Here is a 21666-nt window from a genome sequence, read left to right on the forward strand (position 1 = left end):
TAAATGCGTTCGAATTCAAAGCTTCACGAAACGATGTCTGCAACGCGAATCAAAAATGCTACATGCGTAAGTTGAAATGCGATTTGGGTTCTAGTAGGTGACTCATTAGATCACAATGGTATTAGACTTTAATCAAAACATTAAAGCGTGCTATTCTAATGCGCTAAAATTTTATATATCCAGAGTGAAACGGAGCACATCATGGCCAGCCGTGGAATTAACAAAGTTATTTTGGTGGGGAATCTAGGTAACGACCCTGAAATTCGTTACATGCCGAACGGCGGTGCAGTAGCAAACATTACTATTGCGACTTCTGATTCATGGCGTGATAAAGCGACTGGCGAACAGCGCGAAAAAACGGAATGGCACCGTGTTGTGTTGTTCGGCAAACTTGCGGAAGTAGCAGGTGAGTACTTGCGTAAAGGTTCTCAAGTATACATTGAAGGCCAACTGCAAACGCGTAAATGGCAAGACCAAAGCGGTCAAGATCGCTACTCAACTGAAGTCGTTGTTCAAGGCTTCAACGGCGTGATGCAAATGCTTGGCGGTCGTGGTCAAGGTGGCGGCGCACCAATGGGCGGTCAACAGCAGCAGCAAGGTGGATGGGGTCAGCCTCAACAACCAGCTCAGCAGCAGTACAATGCGCCTCAGCAACAGCAACAACAGCAGGCTCCGCAGCAACCACAGCAGCAGTACAATGAGCCACCAATGGATTTTGACGACGATATCCCGTTCTAAATTCTGCTTATGCTTGAATCGAAAAGGCCGCGAATATCGCGGTCTTTTTTATTGTCACTATCTAATGATCTCAAAGGCTTATCTCAGCAAGGTTAGGCGTAACAATAAAACTTATCAATGAGTGTGATGTTCTTTATGCTCCAGCCTCTCACTATCAGACGAATCCGATTGTTTGATGAACTCTTATCAAGTATAAATATTTCAATAAGGTATATGATGAATAAAAAAGGAATTTGGTATTCATGAGGTATACCCCAACTCTTAAGTTAAGCACACGGCTGGTGGCTTTTGTCACCATGATCGTCATCTGCGCCATGTTTATCTTGTTTGTCGGTGGCACCCTCTCTTTTAAACGTCTTGGGCAGGAATATCTCACCCATTATTTAGAAGGGATCGTAGAGGTGGTCGACAAGGAGATGGAAGATCCTGACGCTGCTTATTCTATGCAGCGCTGGATGCCGAAAATGCTGCAGGCTTCCAATATTGTCGAAATGACATTGTCGACCAACAATGCGGTTGTTTATCGCTTCAAAGATACTTCTCATCAAATGGAAGCGTCAGTCTTGTTTGAGACAGAATACCAACTGACTCACAATCAAGATTACACGATTCATTTTAAAGCGATCCCGCCTTACTTAGGTTACAGCTACTCAATGCAGGCGCTTTGGTCGATCACGCTTGCCGTTATCTTGATCATCTTCTGTTTAATGCGCGGCGTTGCGTGGCTTAAGGAGCAATTAGAAGGCTCTGAAATGCTCGAAGAGCGAGGCAGGATGATCCTTGCTGGTCGGGTAGAGCAGTATGCAAAAGGCGACAAAAAAGAATGGCCTTATACTGCCAGTGAAGCGCTCGATGTATTAATTGAAGAGTTACAAGATGCGCGTCAAGAGCGAAGCCGATTTGATACCTTTATTCGAACTCAAACCTTCCTTGATAAGTTAACAGGTACAGCCAATCGAGTGCTGTTTGATAGCAAACTGGAATCGGCGTTACTAGAAAGTGGGGCTCGCGGCGCCGTTTTGCTAGTACGTATTCAAGACTGGAAACTGGTTGAAGAAGAGCAAGATAAGCAAATTACGGATGAGTTTATTGTTGAAGTTGGGAGTTTATTATCCAACTTAGTTCAGCGATACCCTGATGTTGTGTTTTCTCGTTATTACGATGCTGATTTTGCGTTATTTCTGCCGCATCAAAGTGCCAAAGATGTGGCTAATTTGGCATCACAATGCATTCGCCAGTTAGAAAAATTAATTCCGCCAGAGCCACTCGACCCAGACAACTGGTGCCATATAGGCATCACTACTTATAAAGAGGGTGAGCGACACAGCCAAATCATCGATGAGGCAGAGACAGCTTTGCGTAGTGCGCAACTACAAAATAACAATAATTGGAGTCGCTTCAAAAAATGGAACCACGATGAAGAAGCTCGCGGAAGTGTGAGGTGGAGAACGTTATTTGACACAGCACTTACACCAGAAAATGTGATACTCTACGCACAATCTGTGCACCCAATAAGTGACGCGACGCATAAAAAATCATTATATGAAGAGTTAACATGCCGGATTCGCGATCCTGAGAATGGTATTGTTAAAGCGTCTCGGTTTATTTCTGCGATCAGACAGGTTGGTTATGAAGCGCAAATGGATAAGTCAGTTATTAATAAATTCTTAAGAGAATTTAAGGATAATTTTGATAACTCAAGATCGTATGCGCTCAATTTGAATGTAACGCCTTTTTCTAACCGAGAGTACTTTAAATGGTTTCGTGATGAACTCTTACAGTTGTCACGTGAACAGAGAAAGTGTCTCAGTTTTGAGTTTGTTGAAGCACAATTTGTAAGACACTTAGACTTTATGCGACCAGTCGCTAAAATGCTGGCCGGTTTAGGGTGCTACTTAATGGTTGGGCAGGCTGGACGAACCATCGTCAGCACTCACTATTTAAAAGAAGTGGATATTCGTTACCTTAAACTTCATCGCAGTTTAGTAGCAAAAATCGACCAGCGACATGAGAACCAGCTATTTGTCCGCAGCATGCTAGGTGCCGCGGCAAACAGTAAAACTAAAATCATAGCAGTGGGAATTGAGAATCAAAACGAGCTCAACACGTTAATTGAACTCGGGGTTTATGGTGGGCAAGGGCGCTACTTCTCTGCAGAGCAGCAGTTTCTTCCTCGTCCACAAGCATTGCCAAGTTCTCAATCAGAATCCCAAGTGAAATTGGGAAGACGAAATCGCTGGCGTAAAAAATAAAGATAATAATCATGGATTTCAAAGCACTACTCGACAAGCTCAAACGATCATCTGGTGGTGGTCGTTCCTGCTTTTTGGTTATTCAGCCAGACGCCGTTTATTTATCATCTTCAATAAAAAGTGGCCGCCCATACCAATTTGATATTTCTGAATCCAATTGGGAGAAAGCCGTAGAGCAAGCATTGAGCGTTGCTGCGAGTGCGTATGATTCTCTAACGGTTGTCCTTTCTCATAACTATTATCAGATGTATCAAATCGACAAACCTGTCATGCCGCGCCAAGAATGGCCTGCAGCATTACCGTTTTTGTTGAAAGAACTGATCTCTGAGCGTGCCGTTGACATCATTGCCGATGCGGTAGAGCTACCCAATTCAACCAAAGTGCAAGCTTACGTCTTATCACGAAAAATGTTGGATAAGATCGTGTTACTGGCCAGTCGCGCCCAGTTGCCATTAGAAGCTATTCTTCCTGAAGACGACATTTGGGGAGAGACCGCAGGTGAACTAGGTAACTTCCTATTATTACAACGCAGTGTGCGTGGTCACTTCCGTATTAGCGCTTTTGTCGAAAATACTATCGCGTTCCATCGTTCGATTCGAAGTGTGACGCCACCGTTAACGGGGGTTCCGTCTAGCGAGTTACAGATGGATAGCCTCTCGTTAGAACTGCAACGTTCGATTGATTATCTTTCTTCTCAGTTGCGCCATGTGCAGCTGCATCAATTGAAAGTGTGTTGTGATGAGGAGGATGAGAGTGAGCTTGTTCAGTCTCTGAACTACCGTTTAAGCACTAAAGTTTCTCCGTTATTACCACCAGAACATGAGTTATCAGGACACGTTTTAGCAGATGCTGCTGCGGCTTCTAATACTCGACGCGTTAACTTATACCCTGATTACTTAAAGCCGAAAAAAGAGCTCCTGACACTAAGAAATATCGCGTTATCTTGGGGTATCGCGGCTGCGGCCATTCTACTCTCTTACGGCTATGTGACTTGGCAGAGCAGTGGTTTAGAAGATGAAATTGCTATTGTAAAAAGCAAAGGCGATATCATGAAGTCAGAGCTTGAACGCTATCAAGTCAAACTACGTAAGCATCAACCCGACAATAATAAGCTGGCAGCTAAAGCCCGCTTAGAGCGTGAAGTCAAGGCGAAGCGAGACTCGCTTAAAGCCGTCGGGAAATACGATAACTCGCAGCGCACGGGTTACTCTGGCGTGATGCAATCATTAGCTAAGCTAGGAAACCAAGAAATTTCTTTGTCCGAAATTCGAATCAATAACCATACCTTAGATCTGAAGGGACTGGCGAAAAAGCCGAGCTCAGTACCAAGTTGGGTTAACCAATTTAAAACTGAGATTAGCTTGGTTGGCCGGACATTTGACGACGTCAAAATTGGCCGAAATGATAAGGATATTGTGACGTTTGAGCTAAAAACGCGCGAGGATAAAGAGAAATGAACGAATTCTGGCTCTCATTAGAAGAGCGCTTTGGCGAAATGAGCGCGCGTGAAAAAGTGCTCATCGCGCTGTGTGGTTTAGTTGTCGTGATCATGTTGCTTTTTACGCTGGTACTGGAACCAAAGCTTAACGAGATCATCAGTAATGAGAGGCAACTAAGCAATTTAAAGCAAGCCAATCAAAAGATTGAAATCGACACGCTACGTATTCAAGCGCAGCTGAAGAAAGATCCAAACGCTGAGATTGATCGCGCGATATCTAACCTGCTAACAGAAAGTCAGCACCTTTCGATGCAGCTAGCGGAGATCATCGAACACCTTATTACACCTTCGCAAATGGCTGAGCTGCTGGAAAATGTATTAGAGCAGCAAAGTGGCATTCACCTTTTGTCTTTGCAAACTTTGCCATCTGAGCCAATTACGGAAGATAAAGAAGCATCGCAATACTCTGGTTACTACGTACACCCTGTACGTATGGAGCTGACTGGCGACTACTTTTCTATTGCCAATTACCTAAATAAATTGGAGAGCCTTCCTGCCAGTTATTATTGGCGCAGCTTTAGTTACAAAGTCGAAGAGTACCCGAAAGCGAAGCTTGTGTTGGAAGTCTACACACTAGGATCTCGAGAGGAGTTTATTGGTGGTTAAAAAACTCATCATCTCATTGCTTGTCATGGCTGCGGCAGGAACCGCTTGGGCGAACCAAGATCCAACGGCACCACTTGGCTGGGAAAAGCCTGCGGTTGAAACGCCAGCGAAACCAAAAGCAAAACAGTACCGACTGCCTACGCTCAACAGTATTGTGTGTAAGCCAAGTACTGCTTGTGTCGCGATTATGGATAACAAGCTTGTTGAAAAAGGCGAGCTATTTAAGGGTTATCGCGTCGCGAGCATTAATAGTGAATTTGTAACTTTAAAGCGTGGTAACCGTCAGTGGGACCTAGAGCTTTTTGGTTTAAACGTAAAAAAATAATAACCAGAGCCTGATCAGATATGCGCAAATTAGTTGTAGGAATAACGATTGCTTCTTTAATGGGATGTTCAATGGGTCATCGTGACCCAGTGGAAGTTAAAGAAGCGCTCAATGAATCTATCAATCAAGCGAACAGCCGCACGTTAGAAGAAATTCCTTCTTCTGTCGAAGCGGACCTGATGCCTAACTTAGACTCGAATGTTGCTTCAGAGCAAGGCACCTCGAAGCGTTTCCGTATTCAAGCGAATGCGGTCGATGCACGAAGCTTTTTTGCCTCGCTAGTCAAAGGCACTGAGTACAGCGTGGCGATTCATCCAGCGGTACAAGGTAATATCACCGTCAACTTGTCAGATGTTACGTTGGATGAAGTCCTGAGCGTTGTACAGAACATGTATGGCTATGATGTGGTGAAGTCTGGCAAAGTTATTCAAATCTACCCTGCTGGTATGCGTACGGTAACCATTCCTGTTGATTACCTCCAGTTCAAACGCTCTGGTCGATCATTGACGAGCATTGTCACGGGCTCAGTGACCTCGGCTGGTACGTCTAATTCTGGCGGTAGCTCAGACAGTTCTGACTCATCAGACTCTGACAATGGAAGTAACAGCGGCGATAGCTCGACGACTTCTACGGGCGGTACGCGCATCGAAACCATCACTGAAAGTGACTTCTGGCCGATGCTGCAGCAAGCCGTTGCGAATCTAATTGGTTCAGGCAAAGGACAAAGCGTTGTCGTAACACCTCAAGCAGGAGTGATTACGGTTCGAGCGTTTCCAGATGATATTCGAGAAGTCCGTGAGTTCTTAGGTGTATCGCAGGAGCGCATGCAGCGTCAGGTCATTCTTGAAGCTAAAATTCTAGAAGTGACGTTGAATGATGGCTACCAACAAGGCATCAACTGGTCGAACTTATCGGCGTCAATTGGTAACTCGGGTAGTGTCGTAGTGAACCGCCCTGCGTCGGCATTACCACCGTTGGATGCGATTGGCACGCTATTGGGCGGCCAAACCAACGTGACTATCTCTGATGGCAACTTCAATGCTGTGTTGAGTTTTATGTCTACACAAGGTGACTTGAACGTTCTTTCGAGCCCTCGTATTACCGCTGCCAACAACCAAAAGTCGGTCATCAAAGTGGGTACCGATGAGTACTTTGTTACCGAGCTATCGAGCAATGCAGGCAACGGTGAAAATTCAAATGCCGTTCCAGAAGTGGAATTGACACCATTCTTCTCAGGTATCTCTCTCGATGTGACTCCGCAAATTGATAACAAAGGCAATGTGTTCCTGCATGTTCACCCTGCGGTTATTGAAGTCTCGGAAGAAGTGAAGAAATTGAACTTGGGCGGTGAGTTCCAAAACATCCAATTGCCATTGGCAAAAAGCTCTATTCGTGAATCAGACTCGGTTATTCGTGCTAAAGATGGCGATGTTGTGGTTATCGGCGGTTTGATGAAACAGCAAAATCGTGAGCTTGTTTCTAAAGTCCCATTCTTAGGCGATGTGCCCGCATTGGGGCATTTGTTCCGCAACGTAAATAACGTGACTGAGAAAACAGAATTGGTCATCTTGCTAAAACCGACCGTAGTTGGTGTGAACTCTTGGCAGAAAGAGCTAGAGCGCTCTCGTGATCTGCTGCAAGAGTGGTTCCCAGATGCGCAATAAGCGCGGGGAAAGGTTCCGTTTTTCAATGAGTTTGTGATTCGAGTATGTACTTGTCACATTTTGGATTTCGAGTTCAGCCTTTTTCGTTAACCCCAAACACAGAGATGTTCTTGGGGTTAGTCCCTCACTATGAGGCGATCCAAACCATTTTAGCCGCTGTGCAAATGGGAGAAGGAGTGATTAAGGTGACGGGAGAAGTCGGCACCGGAAAAACCATGGTGTGTCGTAAGTTAATTGAGCAGATTGAATCTGAAGTCGAGCTGATTTACTTACCTAATCCAGTTTTGAATGGAGAGCAGTTGCAGTTTGCTGTCGCCAGAGAGTTAGGCATCGAGAACGATGACCCGCTACGTATTGTTTCTCTCATTCAAGAACACCTGATTCAAGTGCATTCTGCGGGAAAGAAAACCGTCTTGATCGTCGATGAAGCGCAAGCTCTTTCTCCACAAGCTTTAGAAACATTGCGTCTGTTCGGTAACCTAGAAACGGAACAAGATAAACTCATTCAACTGGTATTATTCGGACAACCTGAGTTGGATGAGCGGTTAGCCAGCCACGAGCTAAGGCAGTTTCGTCAACGTATTACGTTTAGTTGTCAGCTGCGTCCTCTTTCTATCGATGAAGGCGTGGCTTACATCAATAATCGTTTAGACAAGGCAGGCAATGGAGCGCACATTTTTTCTATTGAGCAGAAAAAAGCGATTTGGCGTTCATCCATGGGGATTCCACGTTTGATCAACCAAATTAGCCACAAGTCGTTGCTTGCGGCATTTAATGATCGTTGCACACTATTAAAAAATCATCACGTTTACGCAGCTATGCACGATACGTTTGATGCCCGTAAACCTAAGTTTAAAACACCCGTATTTTGGGGATGGAGTCAACCTTGAGTGCCATCAATAAAGCATTATCAGAACTCGCTGAAAAAACATCACCGTCAGAGCTTACTCGTGCGGACATTCCCAACGTTTCACGCAGTAAACCTTGGCTTTGGCTCGTTGCTGGTTTCTCGTTAAGCCTTGCGGTGGGCGGCTGGGCGGTCTCTCGCGGTCCTATCCCTTCAGGCGAGCTTTCATCTGCTCAAACAGAAACCATGCCATTGTCGTCAGTGAATGCTTCGTCAATCACATCATCAGAGAGTACTCATTCGCCAACGAGTAAAATGACGCCCGAGACAGCCCATGTGGTTTACACGAAGCCAGTGATACAACCGGCTGCGCAACAGCTTCATATGCCAGAGACTGATAGGTTCACGCCAAGAGCGGAGGTAAATGCGGTCTCTGAAGATGCAGTGCTACTCGCGCAAGTGGCAACGATGCCAAGCGATGAGCAATCTAATCACGTAACCCGCACGACAGCAGAAAACAGTTCAATGCGTATTGAGCAGGTTGAGCTGACGCACCGCCAGTTATCTCTTAAAGCGGTTAGCCGAGCGGAAAAAGCACTGGATGCTAACGATATGCAAACGGCGTTGTCGGCTTATGCTGAGGCGTTACGGTATGAGCCAATGAATGCAGACACGCGTCAAAAATTATCGGCGTTGTACTTTGGCAAAGGCGACACGCGTAAAGCGTATGAGATTATCCAAGAAGGGATCAACCTTGACACGAACAACCAAGTACTTCGTTTGGCCTTGTCTAAGTTGTTAGTGAAAGCTAATCAACCTGAAGCGGCGCTGAGTCCGCTTGTGCATTTGCCTCCAATACCAAGTCGAGATTACTTGGCGATGCGTGCGGCATTGGCACAAAAACACAAGCAGAATGATATTGCGCTTGAGAGTTATCAACTCCTTACTCAACGTGAGCCGGAAAATGCGCGCTGGTGGCTAGGTTTAGCGATTCAACAAGAGCGCGCGCTGACGTTTACCGCCGCGATCAACTCTTACAACCAAGCTCTGGGTAAAGTTGGCATTTCGAATCAATCGCAAGCGTTTATTCGTGACCGTTTGAGCATCTTGAAACAGCTGGAGAATGCACAATGAAAATTCAGTTGAGAAAACGCTTAGGCGATCTTCTGGTTGAAGAAGGCATCGTCTCTGAAGAACAAATCCAGCAAGCACTAAACGCACAACGTAGTACCGGGCAGAAGCTAGGCGATGCGTTAATTGATCTCGGCTTTATTACTGAGAAGCAAATGTTGGACTTCTTGTCCCAACAACTTGGTTTGCCATTGATCGATCTTGGTCGTGCCCCTGTGGATGCGGAAGCGGTACAGATTCTACCTGAGGTACACGCACGTCGCTTACGTGCGATGGTCGTTGCTCGAAATGGGGACACGTTGCGCGTTGCTATGAGTGACCCTGCAGATTTGTTCATCCAAGAGTCACTGATGAATTTGCTAGGTGAATACAACCTTGAGTTCATTGTGGCTTCAGAGCGCCAACTCATTTCAAGCTTTGACCGCTATTATCGCCGCACTAAAGAGATCGCTTCTTTCGCGGAACAGTTGCATGAAGAGCATAAAGACGAGCAAAGCTTCGATTACGGTATTGATGGAACCGACAGTGAGGAAGTTACCGTTGTAAAGCTGGTTAATTCCATGTTTGAAGATGCGGTACAAGTCGGGGCATCGGATATTCATATTGAGCCAGACGATCAGATATTGCGCTTACGTCAGCGTATTGATGGTGTACTGCATGAAACCATCCTGAATGAAGTGAATATCGCATCGGCTTTGGTTCTTCGATTGAAGTTGATGGCGCACCTAGACATCTCTGAGAAGCGCTTGCCACAAGATGGCCGATTCAATATCAAAGTGCGTGGTCAATCAATCGATATTCGTATGTCGACGCTACCAACGCAATACGGGGAGTCCGTGGTAATGCGTCTGCTTAACCAGTCTGCTGGTTTGCGTCCATTAGAAGAGTCAGGTTTGCCGCCAGATTTGCTTGCTCGTTTACGTCGACAGTTGGCTCGTCCGCACGGCATGATCTTGGTGACGGGGCCGACAGGTTCAGGTAAAACCACCACGCTTTACGGCGCATTAAGTGAGCTCAACGAACCTGGGAAAAAGATCATTACAGCAGAGGACCCGGTTGAATATCGCCTGCCTCGCATCACTCAGGTACAGGTAAACAGTAAGATCGACCTGACTTTCTCGCGTGTGCTTCGAACCTTCTTGCGTCAAGACCCAGACATCATTCTTGTTGGTGAGATGCGTGACCAAGAGACGGTAGAAATTGGTCTACGAGCTGCACTAACGGGTCACTTAGTATTGAGCACTCTTCACACCAATGATGCTGTCGACAGTGCGTTACGCATGATCGATATGGGCGCACCGGGTTACTTGGTTGCTAGTGCGGTCAGAGCTGTGGTGGCGCAGCGTCTTGTTCGCCGTGTTTGTCCAGATTGCAAAACAGAAGACCATCTAGACGATTCACGCCAACAGTGGTTAGCTGGGCGTTTTCCAAACCAAGTTGGCACCACTTTTTATAAAGGTGCAGGCTGTCAAAACTGTAACTTGACTGGCTATCGAGGCCGAATCGGTGTGTTTGAAATGCTCGAACTGGAGCAAGAAATGATGGATAAACTGCGCGCCAATGATGCGGTTGGCTTTGCCCAAGCCGCGCGTCGCTCAGAAAACTATAAGCCGCTGCTTGCCTCGGCGATGGAACTGGCGCTGCAAGGCACCGTCAGCTTGGATGAAGTGATGACCCTAGGTGAAGGTGACGCTTCTGGTAAGACTGATCCCATTTTCATATAGGTAAGTGAATGCCAACTTTTCGTTATCAAGGTCGTACTCTAGACGGCTCATCCACTAACGGCAAAATCGAGGCAGTGAACTCAGAAGCTGCAGCGGAAGCGTTGATGAACAAAGGGATCATCCCGCTCAATGTGCGGTTAGAGAAAGAGTCGGCAAAAAGCCAAATGAGCTTGTCTAAGCTATTTGTGCCAGCCATTCCATTGGAAGTGATCATTCTTTTCTCTCGCCAGTTGTTTAGCTTAACTAAAGCGGGCGTACCGTTGCTGCGTTCTATGCGTGGCCTGCTGCAAAATTGTGAAAACAAACAGCTCAAAGAGGCACTGGAAGATGTCGTTTCTGAACTGAGTAATGGCCGAGGTTTGTCTTCTGCGATGCAGCAACACAGCAAAGTATTCAGCCCACTGTTCGTTTCTATGATCAACGTAGGTGAGAATACGGGTCGACTCGATCAAGCACTATTGCAACTGGCGAATTACTACGAGCAGGAACTCGAGACTCGTAAACGCATCAAAGCGGCGATGCGTTATCCGACGTTTGTCATTATCTTTATCACTATCGCCATGTTTATATTGAATATCTTGGTGATCCCTGAGTTTGCATCGATGTTTACGCGCTTTGGTGTTGAGTTACCACTGCCGACGCGTATTTTGATCGCTACTTCTAATTTCTTTGTTAATTATTGGGTGTTGTTGATTGTGGCAATGATTGGCGCGTTTGCGGTTTTCAGAGCCTGGGTGGCGACGGCTGATGGTCGGGAAAAGTTCGATAAGTTTCGGCTTCGGCTTCCAATTGTGGGCGATATCGTTAATCGCGCGCAGCTTTCCCGTTTTGCCAGAACCTTCTCGTTGATGCTTAAGTCAGGCGTTCCACTTAACCAGTCTTTAGCTTTAGCCGGGGAAGCTCTGGGGAACCGCTTTTTAGAAAATCGAATTCTTGAGATGAAATCCGCGATTGAAGCGGGTAGCACCATCTCAGTGACTGCCATCAACAGTAAAATCTTTACCCCTTTGGTGATTCAGATGATTGCAGTAGGGGAAGAAACCGGTCGTATTGATGAGCTGCTGCTAGAAGTGTCGGATTTTTACGATAGAGAAGTTGATTACGATCTAAAAACACTAACCGCAAGAATAGAACCGCTACTTTTGGTGATTGTCGCCGGCATGGTCATGGTGCTAGCACTGGGTATCTTCTTGCCAATGTGGGGAATGCTAGACATCATCAAAGGCGGCTAATAGGTGGTTGAAAATCAAAGTCGAGCGACGCTAATCGTTTTTGGGGTAATTGCTACCATCATTGCTGTTGGCTTGGCTGCCAAATTACGTCCTGTTACCGAGCAGGCGCAGGTGACTGGAGCGAAGTTGGCGAGAGTTTGGATGCAAGATAGTGTTCAGCGTTATCGTCAAGCTTGGCTCGTAAAAGGCGAGCCAGAACATATGCTGATGGATGGTTTTAATCTCACGATGACTGAGGGCGGGCTAGTATCTCCCTTTACTCAACAAGGTGTTTTAGATTGTGGTTATTGGCTAGCAGTGCATTATCCACAACGTAAAATAATGACCAATAAGCTAATAGATATCAGTGGATCCATCAAAACTGATCGTTATGTCTGTCACTATACTTATGAAAATGGTCAGTCGATTGTAGTTATTTCAACAGCTAATCAACTGAAAATAGACGTCGAAATGTCGGCGGAGTGAATTTTTTGACACCTAATCACTATAATTGGTATTGAAAGTCGGTATAATGCAATCATTACCATAAGTAAGACGCTGTAATAGAGGGTAAACAATAATGTGTTTTTCTCATTGCAGCATGAACTGAATAATGGCGAATCGTCATTCTGCTCAAGCGGTAGATACAGTATCCACTTCACGGTCAGTTTTAGTGAACGTTGCTGCCCCAAACCGTTTTGACAATATCCAAAATGGTCGCGTGACCTAAACGAAACTTTGCAGTTGTACTGCATGCTTACATAGAGAGAGTAAACAATGAAAAGACAAGGTGGTTTCACCCTTATCGAATTGGTAGTGGTAATTGTAATCCTAGGTATTCTAGCGGTAACTGCAGCACCACGTTTCCTTAACTTGCAAAATGATGCGAGAGAGGCTTCTTTACAGGGGCTTAAAGGTGCTATTGATGGTGCCGTTGGCATTACCTACGGAAAAGCGGCGATTGAAAGCAAAGAAACTATCGAAGCTGATGCCTCTGCCGATCCGAAAGTGGAACCAAATGTTGAAGGTATCAAGATTAACTTCGGCTATCCTACTGTTGAAGGTTTAAACACTGCAGTTACAGGTTTAACTGAAGACTGGAAAGCATTTGATTTGAGCGGTAGCGCTGTTGCGGGCACAAAGTACTACACTCTGAAAAGTTTCGACACTATTCCAACATCTTGGACTGAAACTAAAGGCTGCTTTGTTAAGTATACTGAGGCTACAGGTACTACAAATGCAACCGCAGCAAAAACAAAAATCGTAAATGATGATTGTTAATGATTTTTTAAAGGCCAGCTAGTCTGGCCTTTATCTCTTTATTTTGATTAATCTCGGAATAGTTCATATGCGTAAATCATCGGGTCTTAGTGCAATTGAGCTTGTGGTTGTGCTGGTTATCTTAGGTGTAGTCGGTTATGTGGTATTACCAAGATTTATCAGCTTTGAACCAGAAACTTACGAAGCAAAGTGGGAGCAAACTAAGCAGACCGCAGAGCACGTTTCTGAGACGCTAAGCAACAAAGAAACTTACGATCGAATTGAAGAAGAGATTGGTCGTTCAAAAGGGCAAAATAACTAGATATTGGTTATTTGTTCGTCTGTTCACACTTCGAATCGAAAAATTATAAACCTATCATTAATCTCATAATTTCATCGTATACTTATCTTGCTTGTTCTAAGCCTAAGGTTGGGTTATGAAAATTCGCAGCTCTGCATTAGGGTTCACGTTAATGGAGTTAATCCTCGTGATTGTGCTCCTCTCTATCCTTTCACTTTTTGCAGCCAGCCGTTTTGTGGGCTCAGGCAGCTTTTCTGCATATGCATTACAAGAACGCGTGATTTCTGTGATTCGCCAAGTACAAGTGAATCGTATGCAGTCGAATGTTGCAAGTCCTGACAACAATTTTCGTTTACAAGTTTCTAGCTCATGTGTTGGCTCGGTTGCTGCCTGTGCACTAACAGGCAGTGCACAAGATGCTCGTAGTGACGTAGTTATTGATAAATCCGCAAAGTTTTCACTGACCAATGCCGTAACTAATCCAATCGAGTTTAATTTGTTGGGTAATCCTATAAATTCTGCGAGTGGTGGAGTTTCAATCCTGATTGAAGATAAACATGGTCGAAGCCGCTGCCAAGTTGAAATTAATACTCAAGGTTATGTTTCAAAAGGTACATGCTCATGAAGAAATCTAGTGGCATGACTTTAATAGAAATGATCATCGCAATTGTTTTAATGGGTATTGCGATGGTGGCGTTTACTTCTTTTCTTGTCCCTCAAATTCGAGATTCAGCCATTCCTCATTATCAAACTCGCGCTGCCGCCTTAGGCCAAGGTTTTATGTCTCAGATATTGGCGCGAGGCTTTGATGAAAACAGTGATTTTGATGGCGGCACCATTCGATGTGGTGAGAATGGAGTGAGCTGCACTGACGTAAATAAATTAGGTGCGGATAAAAAACTAGACGGTTCCTTGGAAACAACGCCTAGTGATTTCAACGATGTCGATGACTATATCGGGTGTTGGAGCACATCTACAACTGCTTCTCAGTGTGATGGTATCCCTAGAGGGAATATTAGTGATGTACTTGGTGCGGACAGTACTGAGCAGTACAAAAACTTTAGATTAGAAGTTAGCGTTGCCTATGATGATCTGACGGATAAAGCTCCCGATGAAATAACCGAATACAAAAAAGTAACATTAAGGATTTTTGCGGGGAACACGCAGCCCCTTACTTTAACAGCTATTAAGGGGAACTACTGATGAAAGATCGTGGTTTCACCTTAATGGAAATGATAGTTACGATTGTGGTCGGCAGCTTCATCATGTTGGGGATAGCTGGGTATGTCCAGTTAGGAATGAAAGGTTACGCTGATACTATCGATCGCCAACGAATACAAACACAGGCTCAGTTTGTTTTAGAAAAGATGACGCGTGAAATCCGCCATGCTGTACCTAATAGTTTTCATGTTCCAAAAGGAACAACTAATTGTCTAGAGTTTGTGCCGATTGAATATTCTGGTTTTTACACGTTTAAGAATAATGACTTAGAGTTTTTGCTAGGTAATGACTCAACGCTTAATCCTATTCCTGTGAATCGCAGGATGGTGATAAATCCGAGCCGATATGAAGATTTACAATCAACTTCTTCGCAAAATATAGCCATTGGTGGTTTATCAAAAAACGGTAACGTTTTTGTCGTTAGTGGGGCGGCAAATACGATTGCGGGCAACTCTGTTTCGAGCCGTCTTTATATTTATAAAGAGAAGTCAGAGGCTCGCTACTGTTTTGATAATAAAGAAGTTAGGCGGAATGATATTACGGTTGCAGATAGTGTCGACACGTCCGTAAGTGGTATGCGTTATCTAGAGCCTACTCTGCAACGAGGTGGTTTAGTTCATATAAATCTAGAGTTTGAGCAGGATGGTGAACGTAGTGTGTATCAACAAGATGTGCAGGTGCTCAATGTCCCATAGAAGAAACTCCAGCGGAAATGTACTAATCATCGTGTTATTCGTCATTATTGTAATGGGATATTTGGCTTCCTCTTTAATGAAAGTGACATGGTCGAATCAAAGCGGATTAACAAGAGAGTTTTTGGGAACAAAAGCTTGGTTTTTTGCTCAGTCTGCAAATGAGTGGGCACTGACTCAGCTATATCCTTTAAACGACACTAACCCTGATGTGGCCGATTTTTGTGCCAATACGGTAAGTGGCGCAACACCAAATGTTACACAAGGCACAGGTTGCCAATTAAGTGCTATGACATGTTCAAACATTGGTACCTTTAATGCAGGTACCTCTGAAGCTGAATCTCTGTTTAGAGTGCAAGCCACAGCAGTTTGTGGTTCCGGGGTTGCACAAGTACAGCGACAACAAGAGATTTGGGTTAGGGAGTAAAATAATAATGAAAACGATAAATGCTTTATTAGCACTCATGCTCATGCTGCCGAGTTTTGTGTATGCTTCACAGTGCTCAGTTAAAGGTCAAAATAACTTTACAGTAAGCTTTGATGTCGAGGGAGATGATGAATATCAGGCGGTTAACTTAAAGCAAGGAAACCACGGGTATGTACTTTGGTATACAGAGCATAAAAGAAGTAATACCAATAACTATGACTACTTGTTCAATGAGCAAGAGCTAATTGATGATGTTGATTACAACATAAAGATTACTCATCAGGCTGGCTCAAATACATTGAAGTATTACCGCAAATTTGAAGGTGCGGCGAATTATAAGCTAATAGAAGTCCAAACCGTGAATTTGGAGAGTGGTCAGCATTGGGTTATTGATGTTGGAGATGATGTTGACAACATTCAGTGTTCTAACTCTGTGGACCCTGGTAATCCAGGAGGGCCAATTAACCGTTCACCTGATTTTGAGTTTGGTACGGTCGATAATAGCACCTGTAGCATGGTAGGTGGTAAGTACACATGTACTATCAACTTTGAAAACACGTATGACGCAAGTCATTCTAAACCACTCGTGTTTGTCATGCCGACCATCGACAAAGCCTTATCGAGCAAGAATCCTCGTAAAACAGAGTATCCATCGAGTGTCTCAGTCGTTAACACGACACACAATTCTGCAACTATTGTGCAAGAATTCCCGCCGCATCAAAAAGCAGATAGAAATGTCACCTTTTTAGGTAAGAATAGTTCTGAGGTACAAAAGGAGTTAGCGAAGGTTGACTACTTTGTTATCGAACCTGGTGTTTTAGAGCTTAATAATGGTGCAAAAATTGTAGCGGGTACTATCAAGACCAACGTTGCTGCATCTCAATATAAAAATAATAAAAAAGGCATCAATGAGCAGAATAATGGCATCACCATTGATTTTTACGACTATGGTTTGACAGGGTTTGATGGGAGGCCAGGCGTGTTAGTTCAGCCACAAACCAAAAATAATGATGGTACTAACAACTGGTTTACTGGTATGGCTAGGGATGCGAATACAACGTCCTTTAAACTCGCTTTGGAAAAATCAGAAGTTTATAAGAAGAATAGCCAAGGACATGAAACATTCAATATTCTTAACGATAATGAAACCGTGGCGTTTGTTGCTGGTGAAGGCTTTGGTTATATAAATGGGCAACGTTTTTGGTTAGGGCAAGGTAAAACCAAATACACGCTAGCTCAGAAAGATCCCGTTATTGACCCAGTAGTTGAGGGCTGCAAAGTTTATACTCCGTTCCCAGCTAGCGCTGGCTTTGAGGCTCCGCCCGTTCTTGTCGCGAACAAAAACTCAAGAAATGGTAACAATGGAGGATGGTTACGTCGCTGTGATGTTACCAGTAATTCAGTAGCCTTTATTGTTGAAGAGGATATGCACAAAGACAAAGAGCGAGGTCACTTAAGCGAAGATGTTGGTTGGTTTATGTTTGAAAAACCAGCTGCTTTGGATGTTTGTGAACCGTTCCGCTCTCCAGTACAAACATGGTATGACGCCGATAATCCTAACTCAGGTCTTGGAGAAGGGCGACTATATATTTCGGGGTCTGCACAAATCAAAGGTGCGCGAACAATGGATGAGAATGGTGACATCATCCGCATCGTTGGCTTTGATGATAGTAAAGTATCCGGAGACCTTACTGGCCCTGCTCCAGATTATGAACAGCGCATAAATGCAGGTTGTGATGGGACTCGTTGTTGGGGTAATTCAGATCTGAAAGTACCGCGAGACACATTGGAGAGCTTTCCTAGTTCAAACAGTAGTGGTAGCACTTGGATTGGCACGCCTCAGACTTGGAGAAAAGGGCGCCAAGTAGAAGGTATATTGAGTATAGGTAGTGAGTTAACTTTGATGAGTGGCACCTATTGGATTGACCGTCTCGAAATTAATAACTCTGGAAAGTTACTCGTACCTGAAGGGCAGGAGGTCGTTCTCAATGTAAAAGAAATGAACGTTGGTGGCTTCTTGGGTATGGATATCAAAAATATTGAAAATAACAGCCAGTATGAAGGTTACCTGCGTGTTAATGTCTATGATATTCCTTTCTCAAATCCAAATGCGAGAGTTGATTTTAATGGCTCATCAAAGTTTATCGGTCTGTTGTATAGCGAGGCGCAAGATATTAATGGCAATGAGTCCGTTCAACTAAGTGGGACAGAGTTTTATGGTGCCTTGACTGCTGTTAGTGTAGAGCTAAACTCAAGTGCTCAAATTATTAGGTCTTCATCATGCCTAGCACCTACAAACCAATATGAGTTCGACTTGAGTCCAACTTCTCAACTCGCATTGATGTGCGGTGATGATGCTCCCGTATTTGACATAATTACGAGGAACTCATCAGTTCCCGTAAGCACTAGCATTGATATTTCCATCCCTAACTCCGATGGAGTGGCTTTTAAAGTACAAGTATTGAAGGGAAGCGGTAGCTTATGCTCGATCGCTAGTAATAATGATACGTGTAGGTTCTTTAGTAATAACGAAGGGGAGCTTAAGTTAACAGTTTTAGCGGATGAAACCGATGCACTATTGGCGAAACAACGTTACAAATTAAATGCAACAATGGTGCAAGACATGAACAAATCTAAAGAGGTTAGCTTTAGTTTTGTCCCTTATAAATTTGATATCAAGTCTAGCAATCAAGATAAATGGGATAACTCTGCTATTCCAATGATTGCAAACAAACCTGTTGATATAGATGTTCGAGTACTTGCGTGTCCGCCATCGTCAGATTCGTCTTCTCCGATTGTGCTCAAATATAATCATTCATTAAAGGGTGATGATGTATCTTCTCTAATTACAATGCCATCAGCGAATCAATCCGGTGCTATCTCGCTGTCTGGTCTAGATTTTAAGGACGGCCTAGCAAAATCTTCAGTTACGTTTACGGATTCAGGGGAAGCAACGGTAACCCTAAAGGATTCAGAGTTTGATTGTGATAGTTTTGATGAGCTAAAAGACTCCGATACAAAAGAATGTCAAATCGACGGCGGTCTCTTAAGTGGGAAGTTTTCTGTTAAATCGCGTCCATGGAAGTTTTCTGTTTGCCCTCAGAGCACTGAAGGTGAGTATGTTTCCGCAAATGGTAACAGTAAGAGTGGTAATGCTTTTGTTGCCGCTGGTCAGCTCTTTTCTGTTCGAGTCGCACCGCTAAAATACAATAGCCCAGAGTGTAGCGAGCAAGAACAGTTAACCCACAATTACTTTTTATCTGAGGCGTCTGCTGAGTTATCGTATACGCTCGATTCTCCAGTTGGTGGTATTTTAGGCAACTTGACTGGCACATTGGTACGCAATGTGTCTGATGATAAAAAAATTGCCTATAGCTATGTTTTTTCCGATTTAGCCTATTCAGAGGTTGGAAGCATAAATTTGTCTGCCTTGGAAACTGGGGCTTTTTATTCTTCAATAGAAGTTGATGGAGATAAAGGGGTCAAAGGTTCTCGTAAGATAGGGCGCTTTTACCCTGATAGCTTTGTGATCAATTCAACGAAATGGGATGCGCCAAAAAATCAAGGAAACATTTCGTATATGGGACAGAAATTCGATTTGGCAGAAGTGTCGATACTCCCATACGGTATGGGTAGTAGTGCGCCATTGAAAAACTACCACTTAATTGATGGCAGTTATCAAGCTAAGCTTGCCGTTCTGGGGGATGGAAAAGTATCAAGCAGTTTAATTCTCGATACATCGTTAGGTGATTGGCGAGAGAACCCTGATGTATCGGAGACTTCACAGTGGTATTTGCAGGACGCTTTTGCATATGTGACTAAGCCTCTCGATGAAAATGGGCCTTTCAATACAAATGATCGACTCTCAAAAACTACAGAGTTTAGTCTTGAAATATCGGGTAAAGACCCTGTTAGATTTAAAAATAGTTCTTCCGAGAGCTACAATGTATCTGCTGTACTTCCTAGCCAACCTCCTGTTAGGTTTGGACGAATGCTGTTATCTGATGTCGGGGGCTACCAAGGCCAGGAATTGACAGTTCCCCTCTCTGTTGAATTTTGGAATGGTGAGCGTTTTACAGTAAATGAAGAAGATAACAATACCTCTGTAATGAATTTTATTAAAAAACAAACACCAGTTTGGCCTAATGATGGTACTGATTGCTCGGTTATTTTGGAGGGGAATGCGACGGTTTCAGAGGGAACAACACGAAAAATTAAGGTCAAACAAAACTTGGCTACATGTCAATCTGCGATCCGTCAACAAGCTGAACTATGGTTAGGGCTAGACTCGGATGGTAGCAATATCCCTTGGCTCAAGTACAACTGGGATAATAAGAGCCCTGGTGAAGAAAACCCATCCTCCGTCGTCACCTTTGGTATTCACCGTGGTAACGATCGTGTGATTTACCGTGGTGAGCCTGGGTTAACCGGACAGTAACAACTTAGGTTTTTGGCCTTAAGTTAGGAAACTGCAAGAAATTGAGGCTTTCTGCTCATGTTTGTGTACCAATACCTTGCTGTGACAGCGAGGCATTGGTACATTTAGAGCAATTTTTGTCTTCTATATTTTTGCAGGATGAGCGAAGAGTATGTTTAAGAAACTTCGTGGCATGTTTTCTAACGATCTATCTATCGATTTAGGTACAGCCAACACTCTAATTTACGTAAAAGGGCAAGGAATTGTCCTTGATGAACCTTCTGTAGTTGCTATTCGTCAAGATCGTGTAGGTTCTGCAAAAAGCGTTGCTGCAGTCGGTCACGCAGCAAAACAGATGCTTGGTCGTACACCTGGCAACATTTCCGCTATCCGCCCAATGAAAGACGGCGTAATCGCTGATTTCTACGTAACCGAAAAAATGCTTCAGCACTTTATCAAACAAGTGCATGACAACAGCATCCTAAAGCCAAGCCCACGTGTTCTTGTTTGTGTTCCTTGCGGTTCTACCCAAGTTGAGCGCCGCGCAATTCGTGAATCAGCACTCGGTGCTGGTGCTCGTGAAGTTTACCTAATCGACGAGCCAATGGCGGCAGCAATTGGTGCTGGTCTGCGCGTGTCTGAGCCGACAGGTTCAATGGTGGTCGATATCGGTGGTGGTACAACTGAAGTTGCCGTTATCTCTCTAAACGGTGTGGTTTACTCATCGTCTGTACGTATCGGTGGTGACCGCTTTGATGAAGCGGTAATTAACTACGTACGTCGTAACTACGGCAGCTTGATTGGTGAAGCCACGGCTGAAAAGATCAAACATGAAATCGGTTCTGCTTACCCTGGCGATGAAGTTCAAGAGATTGAAGTTCGCGGTCGCAACCTTGCAGAGGGTGTGCCACGCAGCTTCAGCCTGAACTCAAACGAGATCCTAGAAGCGCTTCAAGAGCCGCTATCTGGCATCGTCTCAGCGGTCATGGTTGCACTAGAGCAGTGTCCACCAGAGCTTGCTTCAGACATTTCTGAAAACGGCATGGTTCTGACTGGTGGTGGCGCGCTACTGAAAGATCTCGATCGTCTATTAATGGAAGAAACCGGTATCCCTGTGGTTATCGCGGAAGACCCACTAACGTGTGTTGCGCGTGGTGGCGGTAAAGCACTAGAAATGATCGACATGCACGGTGGCGATCTGTTCTCTGAAGAATAAAGGTTTAGGTGAAGCTCATGTCGGGCTTCACCTTCATTTCTGCTCTCTCTGTAATTCAAACATGCTCCATACCTAAAAGTATTTATTTAAGTATTTTTAGGTTGCCAAGTAAGGCTCAATAATCATGGAAGCAATC

The 21666-nt window shown here is 44.4% G+C and carries 19 protein-coding genes; all 19 read left to right on the top strand.

Features of this window, described 5'->3' with window-relative positions; all coding sequences use genetic code 11:
• The first annotated feature begins 201 nt into the window (after positions 1–201).
• Positions 202–738, top strand: a complete 537-nt coding sequence (locus L3V32_RS22545; protein ID WP_012841367.1) for a single-stranded DNA-binding protein — start codon at positions 202–204, stop codon at positions 736–738.
• Positions 739–980: 242 nt separating this feature from the next.
• Positions 981–2990, top strand: coding sequence for an RNase E specificity factor CsrD (gene csrD / locus L3V32_RS22550; protein WP_237285282.1), 2010 nt, complete (start codon positions 981–983; stop codon positions 2988–2990).
• A gap of 11 nt (positions 2991–3001) precedes the next feature.
• Positions 3002–4447 carry an MSHA biogenesis protein MshI gene (locus L3V32_RS22555; RefSeq protein ID WP_237285283.1) on the top strand — a complete coding sequence of 482 codons (1446 nt, stop codon included), beginning with the start codon at positions 3002–3004 and terminating at the stop codon, positions 4445–4447.
• On the top strand, positions 4444–5094 hold the full coding sequence (gene gspM / locus L3V32_RS22560; RefSeq protein WP_104974757.1) for a type II secretion system protein GspM: 651 nt from the start codon (positions 4444–4446) through the stop codon (positions 5092–5094). Before L3V32_RS22555 ends, gspM begins: the two co-directional genes overlap by 4 nt.
• Positions 5087–5419 carry an MSHA biogenesis protein MshK gene (locus tag L3V32_RS22565; RefSeq protein ID WP_164666950.1) on the top strand — a complete coding sequence of 111 codons (333 nt, stop codon included), beginning with the start codon at positions 5087–5089 and terminating at the stop codon, positions 5417–5419. Before gspM ends, L3V32_RS22565 begins: the two co-directional genes overlap by 8 nt.
• A 20-nt stretch (positions 5420–5439) precedes the next feature.
• On the top strand, positions 5440–7083 hold the full coding sequence (gene mshL / locus L3V32_RS22570; RefSeq protein WP_046873589.1) for a pilus (MSHA type) biogenesis protein MshL: 1644 nt from the start codon (positions 5440–5442) through the stop codon (positions 7081–7083).
• 44 nt (positions 7084–7127) lie between these two features.
• Entirely contained in the window at positions 7128–7973 is an 846-nt protein-coding gene (locus tag L3V32_RS22575; protein WP_046873590.1) for an ExeA family protein, read from the top strand.
• Positions 7970–9064: a lipopolysaccharide assembly protein LapB gene (locus L3V32_RS22580; RefSeq protein WP_237285286.1), complete on the top strand. Its 1095-nt coding sequence runs from the start codon at positions 7970–7972 to the stop codon at positions 9062–9064. The genes L3V32_RS22575 and L3V32_RS22580 overlap by 4 nt, the downstream gene beginning before the upstream one ends.
• Positions 9061–10785, top strand: coding sequence for a GspE/PulE family protein (locus L3V32_RS22585; protein WP_074191841.1), 1725 nt, complete (start codon positions 9061–9063; stop codon positions 10783–10785). The genes L3V32_RS22580 and L3V32_RS22585 overlap by 4 nt, the downstream gene beginning before the upstream one ends.
• 8 nt (positions 10786–10793) lie before the next feature.
• Positions 10794–12017, top strand: a complete 1224-nt coding sequence (locus tag L3V32_RS22590; protein WP_048626840.1) for a type II secretion system F family protein — start codon at positions 10794–10796, stop codon at positions 12015–12017.
• Positions 12018–12020: 3 nt separating this feature from the next.
• Positions 12021–12482: an MSHA biogenesis protein MshF gene (locus tag L3V32_RS22595; protein ID WP_237285287.1), complete on the top strand. Its 462-nt coding sequence runs from the start codon at positions 12021–12023 to the stop codon at positions 12480–12482.
• 291 nt (positions 12483–12773) lie between these two features.
• Positions 12774–13277 carry a type II secretion system protein gene (locus L3V32_RS22600; RefSeq protein WP_237285289.1) on the top strand — a complete coding sequence of 168 codons (504 nt, stop codon included), beginning with the start codon at positions 12774–12776 and terminating at the stop codon, positions 13275–13277.
• Positions 13278–13344: 67 nt separating this feature from the next.
• Complete coding sequence (locus L3V32_RS22605) at positions 13345–13578, top strand: prepilin-type N-terminal cleavage/methylation domain-containing protein (RefSeq protein WP_237285291.1); 234 nt, start codon at positions 13345–13347, stop codon at positions 13576–13578.
• 115 nt (positions 13579–13693) lie between these two features.
• The gene (locus L3V32_RS22610; protein WP_237285293.1) at positions 13694–14182 is read left to right on the top strand and encodes a type II secretion system protein; all 489 of its coding nucleotides are present in this window, start codon (positions 13694–13696) and stop codon (positions 14180–14182) included.
• Entirely contained in the window at positions 14179–14760 is a 582-nt protein-coding gene (locus L3V32_RS22615) for a type II secretion system protein (RefSeq protein ID WP_237285295.1), read from the top strand. The genes L3V32_RS22610 and L3V32_RS22615 overlap by 4 nt, the downstream gene beginning before the upstream one ends.
• Positions 14760–15473 carry a PilW family protein gene (locus L3V32_RS22620; RefSeq protein WP_237285297.1) on the top strand — a complete coding sequence of 238 codons (714 nt, stop codon included), beginning with the start codon at positions 14760–14762 and terminating at the stop codon, positions 15471–15473. Before L3V32_RS22615 ends, L3V32_RS22620 begins: the two co-directional genes overlap by 1 nt.
• A complete protein-coding gene (locus tag L3V32_RS22625) occupies positions 15463–15897 on the top strand; it encodes an MSHA biogenesis protein MshP (RefSeq protein WP_237285299.1) in 435 nt (144 codons plus the stop codon). The genes L3V32_RS22620 and L3V32_RS22625 overlap by 11 nt, the downstream gene beginning before the upstream one ends.
• Before the next feature lie 7 nt (positions 15898–15904).
• Positions 15905–20335 carry a DUF6701 domain-containing protein gene (locus L3V32_RS22630; protein ID WP_237285301.1) on the top strand — a complete coding sequence of 1477 codons (4431 nt, stop codon included), beginning with the start codon at positions 15905–15907 and terminating at the stop codon, positions 20333–20335.
• A 151-nt stretch (positions 20336–20486) separates the two neighbouring features.
• Positions 20487–21530, top strand: coding sequence for a rod shape-determining protein (locus L3V32_RS22635; RefSeq protein WP_005381144.1), 1044 nt, complete (start codon positions 20487–20489; stop codon positions 21528–21530).
• Positions 21531–21666: the final 136 nt, after the last annotated feature.

Source organism: Vibrio sp. J2-4 (genome assembly GCF_021728155.1).
Classification (GTDB): Bacteria; Pseudomonadota; Gammaproteobacteria; order Enterobacterales; family Vibrionaceae; genus Vibrio; species Vibrio diabolicus.